Origin of the sequence: Franzmannia pantelleriensis, from assembly GCF_900102875.1 — a bacterium.
Classification (GTDB): domain Bacteria; phylum Pseudomonadota; class Gammaproteobacteria; order Pseudomonadales; family Halomonadaceae; genus Franzmannia; species Franzmannia pantelleriensis.
The window spans coordinates 258,788-275,919 of sequence record NZ_FNGH01000004.1; the positions used below are offsets into that span (position 1 = coordinate 258,788).

Genomic DNA, 17,132 nt, shown 5'->3' on the forward strand with positions numbered 1-17,132 from the left:
TGGATGGCGCAAGGTAGCGCCCAGGGATGGGTTTACAGCGCCTCCTCGTAGGCCTATACCCGGATCAGTCCCGAGCATTGCTGGATTGGTTGGGCGCCCTGAATTAGGCGCGGCCAGGCGCCAAGCGTTACACTATGCTGCCCGCCTCGGGAACACCGGGGCGGGCAGTGTCATTTCAACCTGTGAGGCTGCCTTGAGCACCACCGCTTCCCGCTCCACTGCATCCCCCGACCTGACTCGTCTGCGCGACCTCGAGGCGCGGCTGGATGACTGCCTGCGCGGCGACGCCGTACGCCTGACCAAGCGCCTGGCCGGGCTCAAGCGCCGTGCGCGGGACGGCAAGCCGGTGGATCGTGGCCTAAGCGAGATCGAACGGTTGATCGAGACGTCGGCCAGCAAGGTCGCCGCGCGGCGTGCCCAGCCTGTCACCCTGCGCTACCCGCCGGAGCTGCCAGTGGCCGAGCGTCGCGACGATATTCTCGCCGCGCTGCGCGAGCATCAGGTGGTGGTGGTGGCCGGCGAGACCGGTTCGGGCAAGACCACGCAGCTGCCCAAGCTGTGCCTGGAGCTGGGCCTGGGGCGGCGCGGCCTGATCGGCCACACCCAGCCGCGCCGGCTGGCGGCACGCTCGGTAGCCACGCGCCTGGCCGAGGAGCTCGAGGTGCCGCTCGGCGAGCAGGTCGGCTACCAGGTGCGCTTCACCGACCAGAGCAACGAGCGCACCCTGGTCAAGCTGATGACCGACGGTATCCTGCTGGCCGAGACCCAGCACGATCCCGATCTGAGTCGCTATGACGCGATCATCATCGACGAGGCCCACGAGCGCAGCCTCAATATCGACTTTCTGCTCGGCTATCTAAAGCGCCTTACTGCGCGCCGGCCGGACCTCAAGATCATCATCACCTCGGCGACCATCGACGTTGAGCGCTTCGCCGCGCACTTTGGCGAGCCGGGCCGGCCGGCGCCGGTGGTGCAGGTCTCCGGCCGTACCTACCCGGTGGAGGTGCACTACCGGCCGCTGGTGCGCGAGGCCGACGACGAGGAGGATCGCACCCTGCAAGAGGGTATCCTGCAGGCAGTGGAGGAGATCGAACAGATCGAGCGCGACAAGCGCTGGTGGCACGGCCCCCGCGACGTGCTGATCTTCCTGCCCGGCGAGCGCGAGATCCGCGAGACCGCCGATACTCTGCGCCGCGCCGACCTCAAGGGTACCGAGATCCTGCCGCTCTATGCGCGGCTCTCCAACGCCGAACAGAATCGCGTCTTCCAGCCCCACGCCGGGCGCCGCATCGTGCTTTCGACCAACGTCGCCGAGACCTCGCTGACGGTGCCCGGGATTCGCTACGTGATCGACCCGGGGCTGGTGCGCATCAGCCGCTACAGCTACCGCTCCAAGGTCCAGCGGCTACCGGTAGAACCGGTTAGCCAGGCCAGCGCCGACCAGCGCAAGGGGCGCTGCGGGCGGATCGCCGAGGGCGTCTGCATCCGCCTCTACGCCGAGGAGGACTTCCTGGCGCGGCCGGCCTTTACCGAGCCTGAGATACAGCGCACCAACCTGGCCTCGGTGATCCTCTCGATGCTGTCGCTCAGGCTCGGCGACATCGAGGCCTTCCCGTTCGTCGATGCGCCGGATGCGCGCTTCATCAAGGATGGCTTCCGGCTGCTGTTCGAGCTCGGGGCCGTCGACGAGGCCCAGCGCCTCACCGCCACCGGCAAGCGCCTGGCGCGCCTGCCTATCGACCCGCGGCTGGCGCGCATGGTGCTGGCCGGCGCCGAGCAGGGCGCGCTGCGCGAGGTATTGATCGTGGTGTCGGCGCTGGCGGTCCAGGACCCCCGCGAGCGTCCGGCAGACAAGCGCCAGGCTGCCGACCAGGCCCACCGCCGCTGGCAGGACCCGGAGTCGGACTTCGTCGCCTGGCTCAACCTGTGGCACGGCTTCGAAGCCGCCCGTGACGAGCTATCCGGCAATCAGCTCAGGCGCTGGTGCCGCGATCATTATCTCAGCTACCTGCGCCTGCGCGAGTGGCACGACACCTTCCGCCAGCTGCGTCAGCTGCTGCGTGAGATGGATATCCAGGTGCCGCCGGCTGCGCCGCACAGTGCCGATGACGATGCCGAACAGCGCGACGAGGTGCGCCGCGAGAGCGCCGCCAAGCTGCATCAGGCGCTGCTCACCGGCCTGCTTTCCAACCTCGGCCAACTGCTCGAGAACCGCGAATACCTCGGGGCGCGCAATCGCAAGTTCGTCATCCACCCAGGTTCCGGGCTGGCCAAGAAGTCGCCCAAGTGGCTGATGGCCGGTGAACTGGTCGAAACCTCACAGTTGTTCGCCCGCGAGGTGGCACGTATCCAGCCGCAGTGGATAGAGCCGCTGGCCGGGCATCTGGTCAAGCGCAGCTACAGCGAGCCGCACTGGGAGATGAAGCGCGCTCAGGTGGTCGCCTTCGAGCAGGTAACGCTGTTCGGGCTGCCGATCATCAATCGGCGTAAGGTGCACTACGGGCCGATCGCCCCCGGCGAGGCGCGCGAGATCTTCATTCGCCGCGCGCTGGTGGAGGGCGAGTTTCGCACTCGCGGTGAGTTCTTCGAACACAACCGGGCGCTGATCGACGAGGTCGAGGATCTCGAGGATCGCGCCCGCAAGCGCGATATCCTGGTCGACGAAGAGGCGCTGTTCGACTTCTACGATCAGCGCCTGCCGGCCGAGATCATCAATGGCAAGGGCTTCGAGGCGTGGCGCAAGCGCGCCGAGGCCGACGACCCGGGGATCCTCAAGTTCGACCGCGAGGCGCTGATGGCCCGCGACGCCGGCGACGTCACCGTCGAGCAATACCCGGATGAGCTGGTGCTGGGCGGGGTGCGCTACCCGCTGGCCTACCATTTCCAGCCCGGCGCCGCCGACGACGGGGTGACCCTGACGGTGCCGGCGGCGATGCTGGCCCAACTGCCGGCGGCGCGTCTCGAGTGGCTGGTGCCGGGGCTGCTGCGCGAGAAGTGCATTGCGCTGATGAAATCGCTGCCCAAGGCGGTCCGCCGTCAGGTGGTGCCGATTCCCGACTGGGTGGATGCTGCCCTGGAGGCGCTGGTGCCCGACGATGTGCCGCTGAGCGCGGCGCTGGGCGAGTTCCTGCGGGTCAAGACCGGCCTGCGCCTGTCGCCAGATGACTGGCGCTACGACCAGCTCGAGCCGCACCTGATCATGAACCTGCGGGTGGTCGATCATGACGGCAAGGTGCTGGGCGAGGGGCGCGATCTCGAGGCGCTGATCGAGCGTTTCAGCGCGGCGGCCAGCCAGGGCGCCCGAGCGCTGGCCGAGGCCGCAGGCGGCAGCGAAGCGGTCGAGTCGCTGCCCGAGCAGGCGCTGCCCGAGTCGCGGGTAACCACCCAGGCGGGGATTCGCGTCGAAGCGTACCCGGCGCTGGTGGCCAACGGCGACGCGCTGGCCGTGGAGCTCTTCGACCACCCCGACAAGGCCCTGGTGGCGCATCGCCGCGGGGTGACCCAGCTGGCGATTCAGCGGCTCTCTGACCAGGCGCGGCACATCGCCCGGCTCAAGGGGCTCGAGCGCTGTGCGCTGCTGTTCGCCAAGGTCGGCAGCAAGCGCCAACTGGTCGACGACGTGGTCTTTGCCAGCGTCCAGCAGGTGGTGGCGGTGGACCCGCTGCCGCGCTCGCGCGGTGACTTCGAAGCGCGTCTCGAGGCCAGCCGTGCCGAGCTGGTGCCCCATGCCGAGGCACTGGTCGCCACTCTGGAACAGGCGCTCAAGGGGCATCTGTCAGTGACCAAGGCGTTGAAGGGCAACCTCAGCTTCGCCCTGGCGCTGGTATACAGTGACCTGAAGGCGCAGATGCAGCGGCTGGTCTATCCCGGCTTCGTCACTGACGCCGGGGGCTGGCTAGAGCACTATCCGCGCTATATGCAGGCCGCCGAAATACGGCTCGAGAAGGCGCCCCGGGAACGCAACCGCGATCAAATGATGATGCATGAGGTGCAGGACTTCGAGCGCCGCTTGGAGGAGCGCCGTGAGGCGATTCGGCGGGCCGGCGCCAGCGACCCTGAGCTCGATGACTTCGGCTGGTGGATCGAGGAGCTGCGGGTATCGCTGTTCGCCCAGCAGCTTGGCACCCTGATGCCGGTATCGCCCAAACGCCTGGAACGGCGCTGGGCCGAGATCACCGGCCGACACCAGTGAACACCTTATATATACGACGGCCAGGAGTCTCGATGCCGTCGCCAGGAGAAACGCCATGACCTCAGCCGTGATCACCGGCAGCGGCCTTTTCACCCCCAGCCAGGCGATCGACAACGATGCCCTGGTGGCGGCCTTCAATGCCTGGGTCGATGCCGAGAACGCGCGTCACGCCGAGGCCATCGCCGCCGGCGAGCGCGAACCGCTGCAGCACTCCAGCAGCGAGTTCATCGTCAAGGCCTCGGGGATTCACAGCCGCTACGTGCTCGACGCCGAGGGTATCCTCGATCCCGAACGGATGCGCCCCAAGCTGCCGCAGCGCGGCAACGACGAGCCCTCGATCCAGTGCGAGATGGGCCTGAGCGCTGCGCAGCAGGCGCTGGACAACGCCGGCGTCGAAGCCGCCGAGATCGACCTGTTGATCGTCGCCTGCTCGAACCTCGAACGACCCTATCCGGCCGTGGCGGTGGAGCTGCAGGCGGCGCTTGGCACCGGTGGCTACGCCTTCGACATGAACGTGGCGTGCAGCTCGGCAACCTTCGCCATCGACATGGCCAATAACGCCATCCGCGCCGGGAGCATTCGCCGGGCGCTGGTGGTCAACCCCGAGATATGCTCGGCGCACCTCAACTTCCGTGATCGCGATAGCCACTTCATCTTCGGCGATGCCTGCACCGCAGTGGTGGTCGAGGACGCCGAGGTGGCGCGCAGCGAGCGACGCTTCGAGATCCTCGGCACACGCCTGACCACACGCTACTCCAATGCCATTCGCAACAACGCCGGCTTCCTCAATCGGGTCACCGACAGCGACCCGCAGGCACTGGACAAGCTGTTCATCCAGGAGGGGCGTCGGGTGTTCAAGGAGGTCTGCCCGATGGTGGCGGCACTGATCGGCGAGCATCTGGCGAGCCTGGGGCTGGCCGATACGCCCCCGGCCCGGCTATGGCTGCACCAGGCCAACCGCCATATGAACGATTTGATCGCGCGGCGTGTATTGGGCCGCGAGCCCAGCGAGACCGAGGCGCCGGTGATCCTCGACCGCTATGCCAATACCAGCTCGGCCGGCTCGATCATCGCCTTCCACCTGCATCGCGACGATCTGCAGGCCGGCGAGCTGGGGGTGGTGTGTTCGTTTGGGGCCGGCTACAGTGCCGGCAGCGTGGTGGTACGCAGGGCTTAATCAACCATCTACAATATAGCGGTAACCACAGGGTGACATGATGCAAGGCAAGGGACGCGGGCAGGGGAAGGCGGTGACGGCCAGGGTACGGCTGGCGGTAATGCTGATGGTGACGCTGTTGCTGGCTGGCTGTGCCGGGGCTCAGACCATCGAAGAGCGCCATCCGGACGACCCCTGGGAGGGCTTCAACCGCCGGGTATTCGTGTTCAATGATGCGCTCGACCGCGCCGTGCTGCGCCCCGTGGCGCGCGGCTATGATACGGTGACGCCGCAGCCGGTGCAGACCGGTGTCAGCAATTTCTTCTCCAACCTGGGCGAGCCGCGTACCGTGATCAACAGCCTGCTGCAGGGCAAGCCGGGCAACGCCGGCATCGCCGCGACGCGGTTCTTGATCAATACCACCGTGGGTATCGGCGGGCTGTGGGATTTCGCCACGCATATGGAGATCACCGGTCGCGATGAGGACTTCGGCCAAACCCTGGCCGTGTGGGGCTGGGAGGAGTCACGTTACCTGGTGCTGCCTTTCCTGGGCCCGAGCACGCTGCGCGATGCCGGCGGCCTGCCGGCCGATACGGTGACCTATCCGCTCTACTACCTGGATGATACAGAACTCGAGATTGCGCTGACGGCGCTGCGGGTCGTCGACATGCGTGCCGGCCTGCTGGATCTCGAGGAGATGATTCGCGGTGACCGCTACAGTTTCATTCGTGACTCCTATCTGCAGCAGCGCCGCTTCGAAGTCAGCGACGGGGAGCTGGGTGACGACCCGTTCGCCAGCGACGAGTTTGATTTCGACTTTGACGATGACGACTTCGCCGATTGAAGGTGGTATATGGCTAGTGACAAGCGCTTGATCGGGGTCATCGACCAGCCGGGGGAGGAGCGTGATGCGCTGGCCGATATGATTGCCAAGGGCCACTTCGCCGTCGTCGCGGTGGCCGATCCGGAAGAGCTACCCGACCACACTCTGCTGGCGGTGGCGCATGTGCGCGCCGTGCCACCGACCCAATGGGCGATGCTGTCGGAGCGTCTGCCGACCCTGGTGGTCAGCGATACGCGGCTGGACGCCGAGCTGATCAAGGCAGTGGATGTCGGTCTGGTCGACTACATCGTCGAGCCGCTGCGTCATGGCGACGTGCTGCGGCGGATGATCGACAAGGTGATCGACAATCATCGCCTGGCGCGGGAGCATGAGCGCGACCGCCTGCGCCTCGCCGATCTCAACGAGCATCTCGAGACCCATCTGGCCATGCTGCGCCTCGACCAGCAGGCCGGCGGTCATATTCAGCGCAAGCTGCTGCCGCATCGGCCGCTGACACTTAACGACGTCAGCTGTGACTACTGGCTGGCGCCATCGCTGTACCTCTCCGGCGATTTTCTGGACTTCCAGCGCTTCGACGACCGCTATAGCGTGTTCTACTTCGCCGATGTCTCAGGGCATGGCGCTTCGTCGGCGTTCGTCACGGTGCTGCTCAAGTATCTGTGCAATCACTGGCTGGCGGAGTGGGACGGTCGTGATCCAGAGCAGCTGCCGCCGCGCTGGTTGAAAGCGCTCAACCGTGAGCTGCTGGATGCCGGCATCGGCAAGCATGCGACCCTGTTCGTCGGGGTCATTGACCGTCAGCGTCGCTACCTGCACTATTCGCTCGGCGCCCAGCTACCGATGCCGATGCTGGTGAGTGACGGGCGTCTGCGGCTGCTCGACGGTGAAGGCATGCCGGTGGGCTTGTTTCCTGGCGTGGAATATCCCACGCTAGGCTGTGAGCTCGCACAGAACTTCCGACTCTGGTTATGTTCGGATGGGGTATTGGAGTGCTTGCCCGGTGACGGGCTCGATAGTCGGCTCAAGGAACTCGAGCGTCTGGTGCAGACCAGCGAAGATGTGGCTGCACTGCGGGGGAAGCTGTCATTGGGTGACGTGCCGGAAAACGACGACGATGCCGTCGCCCAGCGCGCCCCAGGCCATGATGAGCTTCCGGATGACCTGACGATCATGACGTTGAGCGGATTTGACGATGATGATGCATGAAGGGCGACTGAAGGCAGCGTTCGATTCCGGTGTCTTCGTGCTCAAACTATGTGGTGACGTGCGCCTGACGCTGTGTGCCACCCTCGACGATCAGGTCCAGCGACTGGCCGAGACGCCCGGGCTCAAGGCCGTCATGATCGACCTGCGTGATACCAGCAACGTTGACTCCACCGCACTGGGATTTCTCGCCAAGGTAGCGATGGCGGTGCAGGGCAAGGTCGAGCAGCCGCCAACCATTGTGGCTGACCATCCCGACGTTCAGCGCATGCTCGACGTGATGGGATTCTCCCACTACTTCACCCTGGTCGAGGCGCCGCTCAGTGAGCCGCGTGAACTCGACGAGCTGCCGCAGATCGAGGCTGATGAAGCCGGCCTGCAGCAGCGTATCCTCGAAGCGCACCGCATCCTGATGCACATGAATGAGCATAACCGTTCAGAGTTTCAGCCGCTGGTGGAGCTCCTCGAGACCCAGCAGCGCGAGCATGAGCGCGACCCAGAACCGCTCAAGTAAGCGGCTCGGGCCGCGCTGCCCTAGCGGCGTAGCTCACCCAGTAGTGCCTCCAGCTTGCGCTGGTCATCCATGAACTTGCGGATTCCTTCGGCCAGTTTCTCAGTGGCCATGGCGTCCTCGTTCATGGCCCAGCGGAACTCCGCCTCGGCGTGCGGCTCAGGCGCCGAGGTCTCGGCATCCAGAGGCGTCAGACGGCGGCTAAGGGTGCCACGGTCGGTGGCCAGCTCCTCGAGCAGCTTGGGGGAGATGGTCAGCCGGTCACAGCCTGCCAGGGCCTCGATCTCAGCGCGGTTACGAAAGCTTGCCCCCATCACGATAGTCCGATAGCCGTGGCCCTTGTAGTGCTCGTATATCGCCTTGACCGAGCGCACCCCGGGATCGTTGTCGCCGCTGAAGTCGGCGTCCGGGGTGGCGGCCTTGTGCCAGTCGAGAATGCGGCCCACGAACGGCGAGATCAGCGTCACGCCGGCATCGGCGCAGGCCTGGGCCTGGGTGAAGCTGAACAGCAGGGTGAGGTTGGTGCGGATACCCTCGCGCTCCAGCTGCTGGGCGGCGCGGATGCCCTCCCAGGTCGACGCGACCTTGATCAGGATGCGCTCGCGACCGACGCCGCGACGCTCGTAGCGCTCGATCAGCGAGTGGGCACGGGCCAGGGTGGCATCGGTGTCGAAGGAGAGGCGTGCGCTGACCTCGGTGGAGACATAGCCGGGCACCAGCTCGCTTATCTCGCTGCCGATCTCCACCGCCACGGCGTCGAGGGCATCGTCGATATCGACGCTCTGCCGTGCCAGCTCGGCCAGCCGGGCACGACGCGTCTCCTGCTGGGCCGCCTGTAGAATCAGTGAGGGATTGGTGGTGGCATCGGTCGGGGTGAAACGTCGAATGGCGTCAATATCACCGGTATCGGCAACCACCGTGGTCATGGTCTTGAGCTGTGACAGTTTATCCTGATCCATGGGCCTGTTTCCTGTGCGTGGTGAAAGCCGTTGCCGCTACTCTACCAATCGTGCCAGCACTGCGCCTAGCCGAATAGCGTGGTAAGATTAGCCTCCTATCTTTTTTTGCGCCGGTGGCTCGACGCTGCCTGCCGGCCATGAGGAGGCGTCTTGACACTCGATCCTCGGCGGGTTGCGCTGCTGGTGGCGGCGAATACCGCGCTGGCCCCCTTTGCCATTGATGCCTATCTGCCGGCGATGTCGCGGCTGGCGGCCTCGGTGGAGGCCAGTATTCATCATACTGAACTCTCGATCAGTGTGTTCCTGTTTGGCTTCGCCCTTGGCCAGCTGGTATTCGGGCCGCTGTCGGATCGGCTGGGGCGCAAGCCAGTGCTGATCGGCGGCCTGGTGGTGTTCATGCTGGCGAGCCTGATGATCACCACGGTGGGGTCGCTCCCCGAGCTGCTGGTGTGGCGCTTCGTGCAGGCGCTGGGCGGCGGGGCCTGCGTGGTCAACTCGGCAGCCATCGTGCGCGACTGCTTCAGCGGTCGCCAGGCGGCCAGCGTGATGTCGACCATGGCGATGATCATGATGCTGGCGCCGCTGGTGGCGCCGGTGGTGGGCAGCGGGCTGCTGTACCTCGCCGACTGGTGGCTGATCTTCGTATTCCTGGCGCTCTACGCGGCGTTTCTGATCTGGCTGCTCAGCACCCAGCTGCCGGAGACCCGCGATCCCAACCTGCCGGCGGCCAGTCCGCGCCAGGTGCTGGCCAACTATGCCAGTGTGCTGAGCCATCGCCAGGGCATGGGCTATATCTGCGCGGTGGCGGCCTCGTTCGCCGGGCTATTCGCCTTCGTGACCTTCTCGCCGTTCCTGTATCTCGACTACTTCGGGCTGTCGCCGGCCATGTACCCGCTGGTGTTCGGCGTCAACGTGGTGGTGATCGCGCTCTCCAACTGGGTCAATATTCGCCTGCTGCGCGGCAAGCGCACCCCGCAGCAGAACATGTATCTGGGCCTGGGCATTCAGCTGGGTGCGGCCACCGCCCTGGTCGCGGTCACCGTATTGGGGCTCGATTCTCTGTATACCCTGGTGCCGCTGATCATGATCTACGCCGGTATGGTGGGGCTGATCACGCCCAACGCCATGTCGTCGCTGCTCGACCACTTTGGCCATATCAGTGCCACGGCCACTGCGGTGATGGGGGGCATCAAGTTTGGGTCCGCCGGTCTCGCCGGGGTAATGGTCAGCGCCTTCGAGATCGAGAACCTGTGGCCGATGGTGCTGACCATGTTGGGCGTTTCGATCTTCGGCAACGTCGCGCTGCGTTGGCTGGTAGGGCGCCGCGCGCATGCCTGAGCCGCTGTTTGCCGCGCTCGACGTGGCACCGTTGGTGTGGATTGGCTGCGGCCTGACGCTGCTGGTGGGGGCTTTCGTGCAGCGTGCCACCGGCTTTGGCCTGGCGGTGGTGGGTGCGCCGCTGCTGCTGATGCTCGAGCCGCGGCTGGTACCGGTGATCCTGGTGCTGTTCGGTTTCACGGTGTCGCTGATGATGGTCGGCAAGTACCGCCATGAGGTGCGGGTGACCTTTATCGGCACGGCGCTGGTGGGGCGGGTGCCTGGTACCATGCTCGGGGTCTGGCTGCTGCTGGCCGCGCCGCTGGCGATGCTCGAGAACGCCATTGCCTTGATCGTGCTGACCGCGGTGGCGGTCAGCCTGTTGAAGGTCAGTCTGCCGGTCAACCGTGTGAGCCTGTTCGTGGCCGGGGTGCTGTCGGGTATCTTCGGCACCGTTTCGGCGATCGGCGGGCCCCCCATCGCCATGCTGATGCACCGCCTGCCGCCGGACAGTGCACGCGGTAACCTGGCCGCCTACTTTATCTGCAGCTCGCTGATGACGCTGCTGGCGCTGGCGCTGGCGGGGCAGATACGCCTGTGGCACCTGACGCTCGCCATTACGCTGTTTCCCTGGCTACTGGTCGGCAATGCGCTGGCCAACGCCTGTGCCCACCGCTTCGACCGCCGCGCCCTGACCTGGTCGTCGATGGCGCTCTCCACCCTGGCGGCGCTCAGCCTGCTGCTGTAGGGCGCTGTCACAAAAGCTTCATTGAAAAAGCCGCTATCACGCCGTGTTTGTCACGTGAGTGTCATGCGCGATTTCTATAGTGCGTTGGCACATCGGTCATGCAGGGCATGGCTAGATAAGGCCACCAGGCCAAATACGCTGCGCATATCTGGAGATCAACATGAAACTCAAGGTTCTGGCTGCTGCCGTCATCGGCGCCTCTTTCATCTCGACCCACGCCATGGCAGACGTCGATCCCGATCTGCCCGAGTACGAAACCGTCAGCGGTATCTCCGGCAACATGACCAGTATCGGCTCCGATACCCTCAACAACCTGATGACGCTGTGGGCCGAGGAGTTCGCCGGCTACTACCCCAACGTCAATATCCAGATCCAGGGCGCCGGCTCCGGCACTGCGCCGACCGCGCTGACCGAGGGCACCGCCCAGTTCGGCCCGATGAGCCGCGAGATGCGTACCTCCGAAATCCAGGAATTCGAAGAGCGCTTCGGCTATCCGCCGACCATGGTGCCGGTGGCCATCGATGCTCTGGCGGTCTACGTCAACCAGGATAACCCCATCGAGAGCCTGACCATCCCCCAGATCGATGCAATCTTCTCCGATACCCGCCGCTGCGGCTATGACGAGGATATCACCCGCTGGGGACAGCTGGGCCTGGACGGCAACTGGGAGAATCGCGACTTCACCCTCTACAGCCGTAACGCGGTCTCCGGCACCTACGGCTTCTTTGCCGAAAACGCCCTGTGTGGCGGCGACTTCAAGGCCTCGATCAACGAGCAGCCGGGTTCCGCCTCGGTGGTGCAGGGCGTCAGCGAGTCGGTCAACGGTATCGGCTACTCCGGCATCGGCTACATCACCTCCCAGGTGCGTGCGGTGCCGGTGGCACGTGACGAAGGCGAAGAAGCCTACGAGGTCAGCCACGAGAACTACCCGCTGGCGCGCTACTTGATGGTCTACGTCAACAAGCACCCCAACGAAGATCTGGATCCGCAGCAGGCCGAATTCCTGCGCATGATCCTCTCGCGTCAGGGCCAGGAAGTCACCAACCGTGACGGCTATATCCCACTGCCTGAGGCGGTTGCCAGCCGCGTACGCGCTGAGCTGGATCTCGACTGATCCGGGCGATTCATCGAGGTATGCAACTGGGGCGCTTCGGCGCCCCTTTTGCATGCATGGCAGGCAGGCTTGTCACGGTTCTGTCATCTATGCCCCGTACCCTTGCCCTACCTTTTCGCACTCGCCGGGACTGCCAATCCATCATGAATGACATCTCCCAGTCACCAGAACGCCGACAGATCGCCCCAGGCGGCCGGCGCTCGCTGCTGCCCTCAACCGAGCAGCGCGAGCGGCTGCGCAAGCGGCGCGCCTTCAAGGACCACTTCTCTCGCTACGGGATCGGTATTGCCGGAGTAGGCGTGGTTGCTGCCCTGGCGATGATCTTCGTCTATCTGTTCTCTGAAGTGGCACCGATGTTCCGCTCCGCCAGCGTCGATCCCCAGGCCAGCTACAGCGTGCCCGGGGTCGAGACCGACGATGCCCTGGTGCACTTGAGCCTGGAGCGCTACAACCAGCTCGGAACCAGCTTCTCGCAGCGCGGCAACGTCACCTTCTTCGAGACCGATGACGGCGCCATCCGCACCCAGTTCGAATTGCCGATTCCAGAAGATGCCACCACCTCGGCGGTGGCCACTGGGGTCGCCAATGCCAATGCAGTGGCCTACGGCTTCGACAACGGCCAGGTGTCCCTTGGCGTGCTGGAGTACGCGCTCTCCTACCCGGATAACCAGCGCCACATAGAGCCCGACCTGGCGCTGCCGCTGGGCGATGGACCCATCACCCTCGACGAGCAGGGGCGCGCCATCGAGGTGCTTGGCGTGCAGGTCAGCGATCGTGGTACCTATATCGCTGGCGCCACCGAGGATGGCGAGCTGCTGCTAGCGTCGTTCGAGCGTAACGAAAACCTGATGACCGGTGAGGTCACGCTCGAGCAGGACACGGTCACGCTGCCGGCCTTCGACGGCGAGCCGCGCCATATTCTCATCGACGGCCGTTTTCGGCATCTGTATGTGGCAGACGATGGTGGCCGCATTCACCATTACGATATCGGCAATCTCAACAGTGTCGACTACCTGGGCGCGGTACAGGTCACCGATCAGGGCCAGGTCACCAAGATGGCCTATCTCAACGGCACGGTGTCGCTGATCGCCGGCACCAGCGATGGCCAGGTACGCCAGTACTTCCCGGTGCGCCAGAGTGGTGGGCAGCACAGCCTCGAGCACGTACGGGACTTTTCCCGCTACCAGGGCGCCATCACCCATATCGAGCCCGAGTACAATCGCCGCGGCTTTCTTGTCGGGGACGATCAGGGTTACCTCGGGATTCATCACGCCACGGCGGGGCAGGACGTCTTTCACCGCCAAATGGTCGAGGGGCCGCTGAGCCGGGTTGCGGTATCGCCGGTGAATAGCATGGCGCTGATCGTCGATGAAAATGCTCAGCTGCAGCGTGCCGAGGTACGGAACCATCACCCGGATATCTCGCTGTCATCGCTGTGGGGCAAGGTCTGGTACGAAGGACGCAGCGAGCCGCGCTATATCTGGCAGTCCACCGCCTCGACCGATGAGTTCGAGCCCAAGATGAGCCTGATGCCGCTTACCATCGGCACCCTCAAGGCGGCCTTTTACGCGATGCTGTTCGCCACTCCGCTGGCGCTGATGGGGGCGGTCTATACCGCCTACTTCATGAGCCCAAGGTTGCGCGGCAAGGTCAAGCCAACTATCGAGATCATGGAGGCGCTGCCGACGGTGATCCTCGGCTTCCTCGCCGGGCTGTGGCTGGCGCCCTTCGTCGAGGGCAGCCTGCCCGCCGTGTTCAGCGTGCTGCTGCTGATGCCGCTGGCGATGCTGGCCTTTGCCTACGCTTGGAGCCGCCTGCCGGAGCGCGTTCGACGGCTGGCGCCGGACGGCTGGGAAGCGGTGTTGCTGGTCCCGGTGATTCTGCTGGTGGGCTGGTTCTGCGTGGCCATGAGCCCGCATCTGGAGATCTGGCTGTTCGACGGCAACATGCGCCAGTGGTTGACCGATATCGGCATCGTCTATGACCAGCGCAATGCCCTGGTGGTGGGTATCGCGATGGGCTTTGCGGTGATCCCGACAATCTTCTCGATCGCCGAAGATGCGGTGTTCAACGTGCCGCGCCATCTGACCCAGGGCTCTCTGGCGCTGGGCGCGACTCGCTGGCAGACCGTGCTGGGGGTAGTGCTGCCCACCGCCAGCCCGGGGATGTTCTCGGCGGTGATGATGGGCTTTGGACGCGCAGTGGGCGAGACCATGATCGTGCTGATGGCCACCGGCAATAGCCCGATCATGAACTTCAACCTCTTCGAAGGCATGCGCACCCTGTCGGCGAACATCGCCGTTGAACTCACCGAAACCGCCGTGGGCTCGAGCCACTTCAGGGTGCTGTTCCTCGCTGCCCTGGTACTGCTGGCCATGACCTTTGTGGTCAATACCCTGGCAGAAATCATTCGTCAGCGCCTGCGCAAGCGCTACAGCAGCCTCTAATCCCGGGAGTCGATGATGAAGCAATGGTATAAGAGCGGCGCCCCCTGGATCTGGCTGAACGCCGGGGCTGTCGCCATCTCCGTGATTATGGTGTTGGGTCTGATCGGGCTGATCGCCGTGCGCGGTCTGAGCCACTTCTGGCCGGCCGAAATCGTCGAGTTCCAGGTCGGTGACCCGGAGCTTGGGCTGGGCACAATGGTGGTCGGCGAGCATGTGCGCTCCCAGACCATTCCGGTGCAGGTGGCACGGGATGCCGGTATTAGCGTGCCACCTGAGCTGGGCGAGGGTGACCTGGTCACCCGCCACCTGATCAAGCAGGGCAATCGTGACGTGACCGGGCGCGACTTCGCCTGGTACCCCGAGCTGCAAATGAGCCAATGGCAGACGCCACCCGACGCCATGGTGCTGGAGCGCCGCGAGTGGGGAGACTTCTTCGGCTATCCGCTGCGTCTGCTCGAGGATGGCGAAGTGGTGGCCGAAGGTGAGGGGCTGTGGGACGAACTGCAGGCACGGATTGACCGCGGCAATGAGCTGTTCCGCGAGATACGCCGTATCGAGCGCCGCGACGTTGGGGTGATCAGCGAGCGCATGGAGGAGCTGCGCCTCCAGCAGCGCGGTCTGCAGCGCGATCCGGATATCGCACCGGAGGCGCTGGCCGATGCGCTGGATCGTATCGAGAGCGAGGGCGCCTCGCTGCAGGACGAGTTCCAGGTCTTGCGCGAGGAGCTCGATGTGCTACGTCGGGCGAGCCAGCGAGATGTGCTGGTCGCCAGCGTGGCCGGCGGTGAAGAGGTCGAGATCAACGTCGGTGAGATCGTGCGTGCGGTGCAGCCCAACAGTTTGAGCCTGGGGGGCAAGGTTGCGGCCTATGTGCAGCAGTTCTGGGCCTTCGTCAGCGACGAGCCGCGTGAAGCCAATACCGCCGGCGGCATCTTTCCGGCGATCTTCGGCACCGTGACCATGGTGCTGCTGATGTCGCTGATCGTCAGCCCTTTCGGCGTACTGGCGGCCATCTACCTGCGTGAATATGCCAAGCAGGGGCCGCTGCTGCGGCTGATCCGTATCTCGGTCTACAACCTCGCCGGGGTGCCGTCGATCGTCTACGGGGTGTTCGGCCTGGGCTTCTTCGTCTACACCCTGGGCGGCTCCATCGATGAATTGTTCTACGCCGACCGCTTGCCGTCGCCGACCTTCGGTTCGCCGGCACTGATCTGGGCCTCGCTGACCCTGGCGCTGCTGACCCTGCCGGTGGTGATCGTCTCCACCGAGGAGGGCCTGGCAAGGATTCCCTCCTCGGTGCGCCAGGGCAGCCTGGCGCTGGGTGCCACCAAGTCCGAGACACTCTGGAAGGTGGTAGTGCCGCTGGCTACGCCGGCGATGATGACCGGCATGATCCTGGCGATTGCCCGTGCGGCGGGCGAGGTGGCGCCGCTAATGCTGGTGGGGGTCGTCAAGTTGGCGCCGACGCTGCCAGTGGATGGCAGCTTCCCCTTCGTGCACCTTGACCGCCAGATCATGCACCTCGGCTTTCATATCTACGATGTCGGCTTCCAGAGCCCCAACGTCGAGGCCGCTCGGCCGCTGGTCTATGCCACGGCGCTGGTGCTGGTGATTCTGATCATCGTGCTCAACATGACCGCTATCAGCATTCGCAACCGGTTGCGCGAGCGCTATCGTGCCGCGTCCGACTGACGGCAACCCGACTGTACGGCGGCGGCTTGGGCCGCCACCACGATACTCAAGAGGCGAGAGATGACTTCCATGACGTCAGCCATGACCACCGCCAGCCATCGCGACGCCATGCGTGGCATGGGCAAGACCACCTTCAAGGTGCGCGACCTCAACCTCTACTACGGCAAGGACCAGGCGCTAAAGGGCATCGACCTGGATATTCCGGCCAACAAGGTCACCGCCTTTATCGGCCCGTCGGGCTGTGGCAAGTCGACGTTGCTGCGCTGCTTCAACCGCATGAACGATCTGGTCGATATCTGCCGCATCGAGGGGGAAATTCTGCTCGATGACGAGAACATCTACGATCGCGGCGTCGATGTTGCCGAACTGCGCCGCAAGGTAGGGATGGTGTTCCAGAAGCCCAACCCCTTTCCCAAGTCGATCTACGAGAACGTCGCCTATGGACTGCGCCTGCAGGGGGTTAACAGCAAGTCGGTGCTCGATGAGGTGGTGGAGCGTTCGTTGCGTGGCGCGGCACTCTGGGACGAGGTCAAGGACCGCCTCGGCGACAACGCCTTCGGCCTCTCCGGCGGCCAGCAGCAGCGCTTGGTGATCGCCCGGGCCATCGCCATCGAGCCGGAGGTGATCCTGCTCGACGAGCCGGCCTCGGCGCTGGACCCGATCTCGACGCTGAAGATCGAGGAGCTGATCCACGAGCTCAAGGAGCAGTACACCATTCTTATCGTCACCCACAACATGCAGCAGGCGGCCAGGGTCTCCGACTATACCGCCTTCATGTACCTGGGCGATCTGGTCGAGTTCGGCGAGACCAACACCATCTTTACCGAGCCCGAGAAAAAGCAGACCGAGGACTATATCACCGGCCGCTACGGCTAAGCCTGAATGCCAGGCGGGGCTGTTCAGCTGCAAGTTCAGCCCCGCAGGCAGGCCGCCGAGTGCGGCTTTTTCT

The 17,132-nt window shown here is 64.8% G+C and carries 12 protein-coding genes; 11 read left to right on the forward strand and 1 reads right to left on the reverse strand.

Annotated elements, in window-relative coordinates; all coding sequences use genetic code 11:
• Nucleotides 1–232: 232 nt before the first annotated feature.
• From hrpA to BLT16_RS06970, 5 genes are read left to right on the forward strand one after another with little or no spacing between them, the layout of a single operon-like run.
• The gene (gene hrpA / locus BLT16_RS06950; protein ID WP_422717920.1) at nucleotides 233–4,192 is read left to right on the forward strand and encodes an ATP-dependent RNA helicase HrpA; all 3,960 of its coding nucleotides are present in this window, start codon (nucleotides 233–235) and stop codon (nucleotides 4,190–4,192) included.
• A gap of 55 nt (nucleotides 4,193–4,247) precedes the next feature.
• The gene (locus tag BLT16_RS06955) at nucleotides 4,248–5,369 is read left to right on the forward strand and encodes a beta-ketoacyl-ACP synthase III (RefSeq protein ID WP_089657801.1); all 1,122 of its coding nucleotides are present in this window, start codon (nucleotides 4,248–4,250) and stop codon (nucleotides 5,367–5,369) included.
• Between the two features lie 40 nt (nucleotides 5,370–5,409).
• Nucleotides 5,410–6,192, forward strand: a complete 783-nt coding sequence (locus tag BLT16_RS06960) for an MlaA family lipoprotein (RefSeq protein ID WP_422717919.1) — start codon at nucleotides 5,410–5,412, stop codon at nucleotides 6,190–6,192.
• A gap of 9 nt (nucleotides 6,193–6,201) precedes the next feature.
• Nucleotides 6,202–7,398 carry a PP2C family protein-serine/threonine phosphatase gene (locus BLT16_RS06965; protein WP_089657803.1) on the forward strand — a complete coding sequence of 399 codons (1,197 nt, stop codon included), beginning with the start codon at nucleotides 6,202–6,204 and terminating at the stop codon, nucleotides 7,396–7,398.
• The gene (locus BLT16_RS06970) at nucleotides 7,385–7,909 is read left to right on the forward strand and encodes an STAS domain-containing protein (RefSeq protein ID WP_089657804.1); all 525 of its coding nucleotides are present in this window, start codon (nucleotides 7,385–7,387) and stop codon (nucleotides 7,907–7,909) included. Before BLT16_RS06965 ends, BLT16_RS06970 begins: the two co-directional genes overlap by 14 nt.
• Nucleotides 7,910–7,929: 20 nt before the next feature.
• Here the strand turns inward: BLT16_RS06970 and tal are convergent, their stop codons facing one another.
• Complete coding sequence (gene tal / locus BLT16_RS06975) at nucleotides 7,930–8,865, reverse strand: transaldolase (protein WP_089657805.1); 936 nt, start codon at nucleotides 8,863–8,865, stop codon at nucleotides 7,930–7,932.
• A gap of 150 nt (nucleotides 8,866–9,015) precedes the next feature.
• Here tal and BLT16_RS06980 point away from each other — a divergent pair, with 150 nt between their 5' ends.
• The 6 genes from BLT16_RS06980 (at nucleotide 9,016) to pstB (ending at nucleotide 17,059) form a co-directional block, all read left to right on the forward strand.
• Nucleotides 9,016–10,203, forward strand: coding sequence for a multidrug effflux MFS transporter (locus tag BLT16_RS06980; RefSeq protein ID WP_089657806.1), 1,188 nt, complete (start codon nucleotides 9,016–9,018; stop codon nucleotides 10,201–10,203).
• A complete protein-coding gene (locus tag BLT16_RS06985) occupies nucleotides 10,196–10,930 on the forward strand; it encodes a sulfite exporter TauE/SafE family protein (protein WP_089657807.1) in 735 nt (244 codons plus the stop codon). The genes BLT16_RS06980 and BLT16_RS06985 overlap by 8 nt, the downstream gene beginning before the upstream one ends.
• A 160-nt stretch (nucleotides 10,931–11,090) precedes the next feature.
• The gene (locus BLT16_RS06990; protein WP_089657808.1) at nucleotides 11,091–12,044 is read left to right on the forward strand and encodes a PstS family phosphate ABC transporter substrate-binding protein; all 954 of its coding nucleotides are present in this window, start codon (nucleotides 11,091–11,093) and stop codon (nucleotides 12,042–12,044) included.
• 143 nt (nucleotides 12,045–12,187) lie between these two features.
• Nucleotides 12,188–14,491: an ABC transporter permease subunit gene (locus BLT16_RS06995; protein WP_089657809.1), complete on the forward strand. Its 2,304-nt coding sequence runs from the start codon at nucleotides 12,188–12,190 to the stop codon at nucleotides 14,489–14,491.
• Nucleotides 14,492–14,506: 15 nt separating this feature from the next.
• Nucleotides 14,507–16,183 (forward strand): phosphate ABC transporter permease PstA, encoded by a 1,677-nt coding sequence (pstA, locus tag BLT16_RS07000; RefSeq protein WP_089657810.1) that lies wholly within the window; start codon nucleotides 14,507–14,509, stop codon nucleotides 16,181–16,183.
• Between the two features lie 81 nt (nucleotides 16,184–16,264).
• The gene (gene pstB / locus BLT16_RS07005) at nucleotides 16,265–17,059 is read left to right on the forward strand and encodes a phosphate ABC transporter ATP-binding protein PstB (protein WP_422717921.1); all 795 of its coding nucleotides are present in this window, start codon (nucleotides 16,265–16,267) and stop codon (nucleotides 17,057–17,059) included.
• Nucleotides 17,060–17,132: the final 73 nt, after the last annotated feature.

Bases quoted from the DNA above. Each gene is read 5' to 3' on its own strand.
- BLT16_RS06955 (WP_089657801.1), top strand. From the start codon at position 4,248: ATGACCTCAGCCGTGATCACCGGCAGCGGCCTTTTCACCCCCAGCCAG.
- BLT16_RS06960 (WP_422717919.1), top strand. From the start codon at position 5,410: ATGCAAGGCAAGGGACGCGGGCAGGGGAAGGCGGTGACGGCCAGGGTA.
- BLT16_RS06965 (WP_089657803.1), top strand. From the start codon at position 6,202: ATGGCTAGTGACAAGCGCTTGATCGGGGTCATCGACCAGCCGGGGGAG.
- BLT16_RS06970 (WP_089657804.1), top strand. From the start codon at position 7,385: ATGATGATGCATGAAGGGCGACTGAAGGCAGCGTTCGATTCCGGTGTC.
- tal (WP_089657805.1), bottom strand. From the start codon at position 8,865: ATGGATCAGGATAAACTGTCACAGCTCAAGACCATGACCACGGTGGTT.
- BLT16_RS06985 (WP_089657807.1), top strand. From the start codon at position 10,196: ATGCCTGAGCCGCTGTTTGCCGCGCTCGACGTGGCACCGTTGGTGTGG.
- BLT16_RS06990 (WP_089657808.1), top strand. From the start codon at position 11,091: ATGAAACTCAAGGTTCTGGCTGCTGCCGTCATCGGCGCCTCTTTCATC.
- BLT16_RS06995 (WP_089657809.1), top strand. From the start codon at position 12,188: ATGAATGACATCTCCCAGTCACCAGAACGCCGACAGATCGCCCCAGGC.
- pstA (WP_089657810.1), top strand. From the start codon at position 14,507: ATGAAGCAATGGTATAAGAGCGGCGCCCCCTGGATCTGGCTGAACGCC.
- pstB (WP_422717921.1), top strand. From the start codon at position 16,265: ATGACCACCGCCAGCCATCGCGACGCCATGCGTGGCATGGGCAAGACC.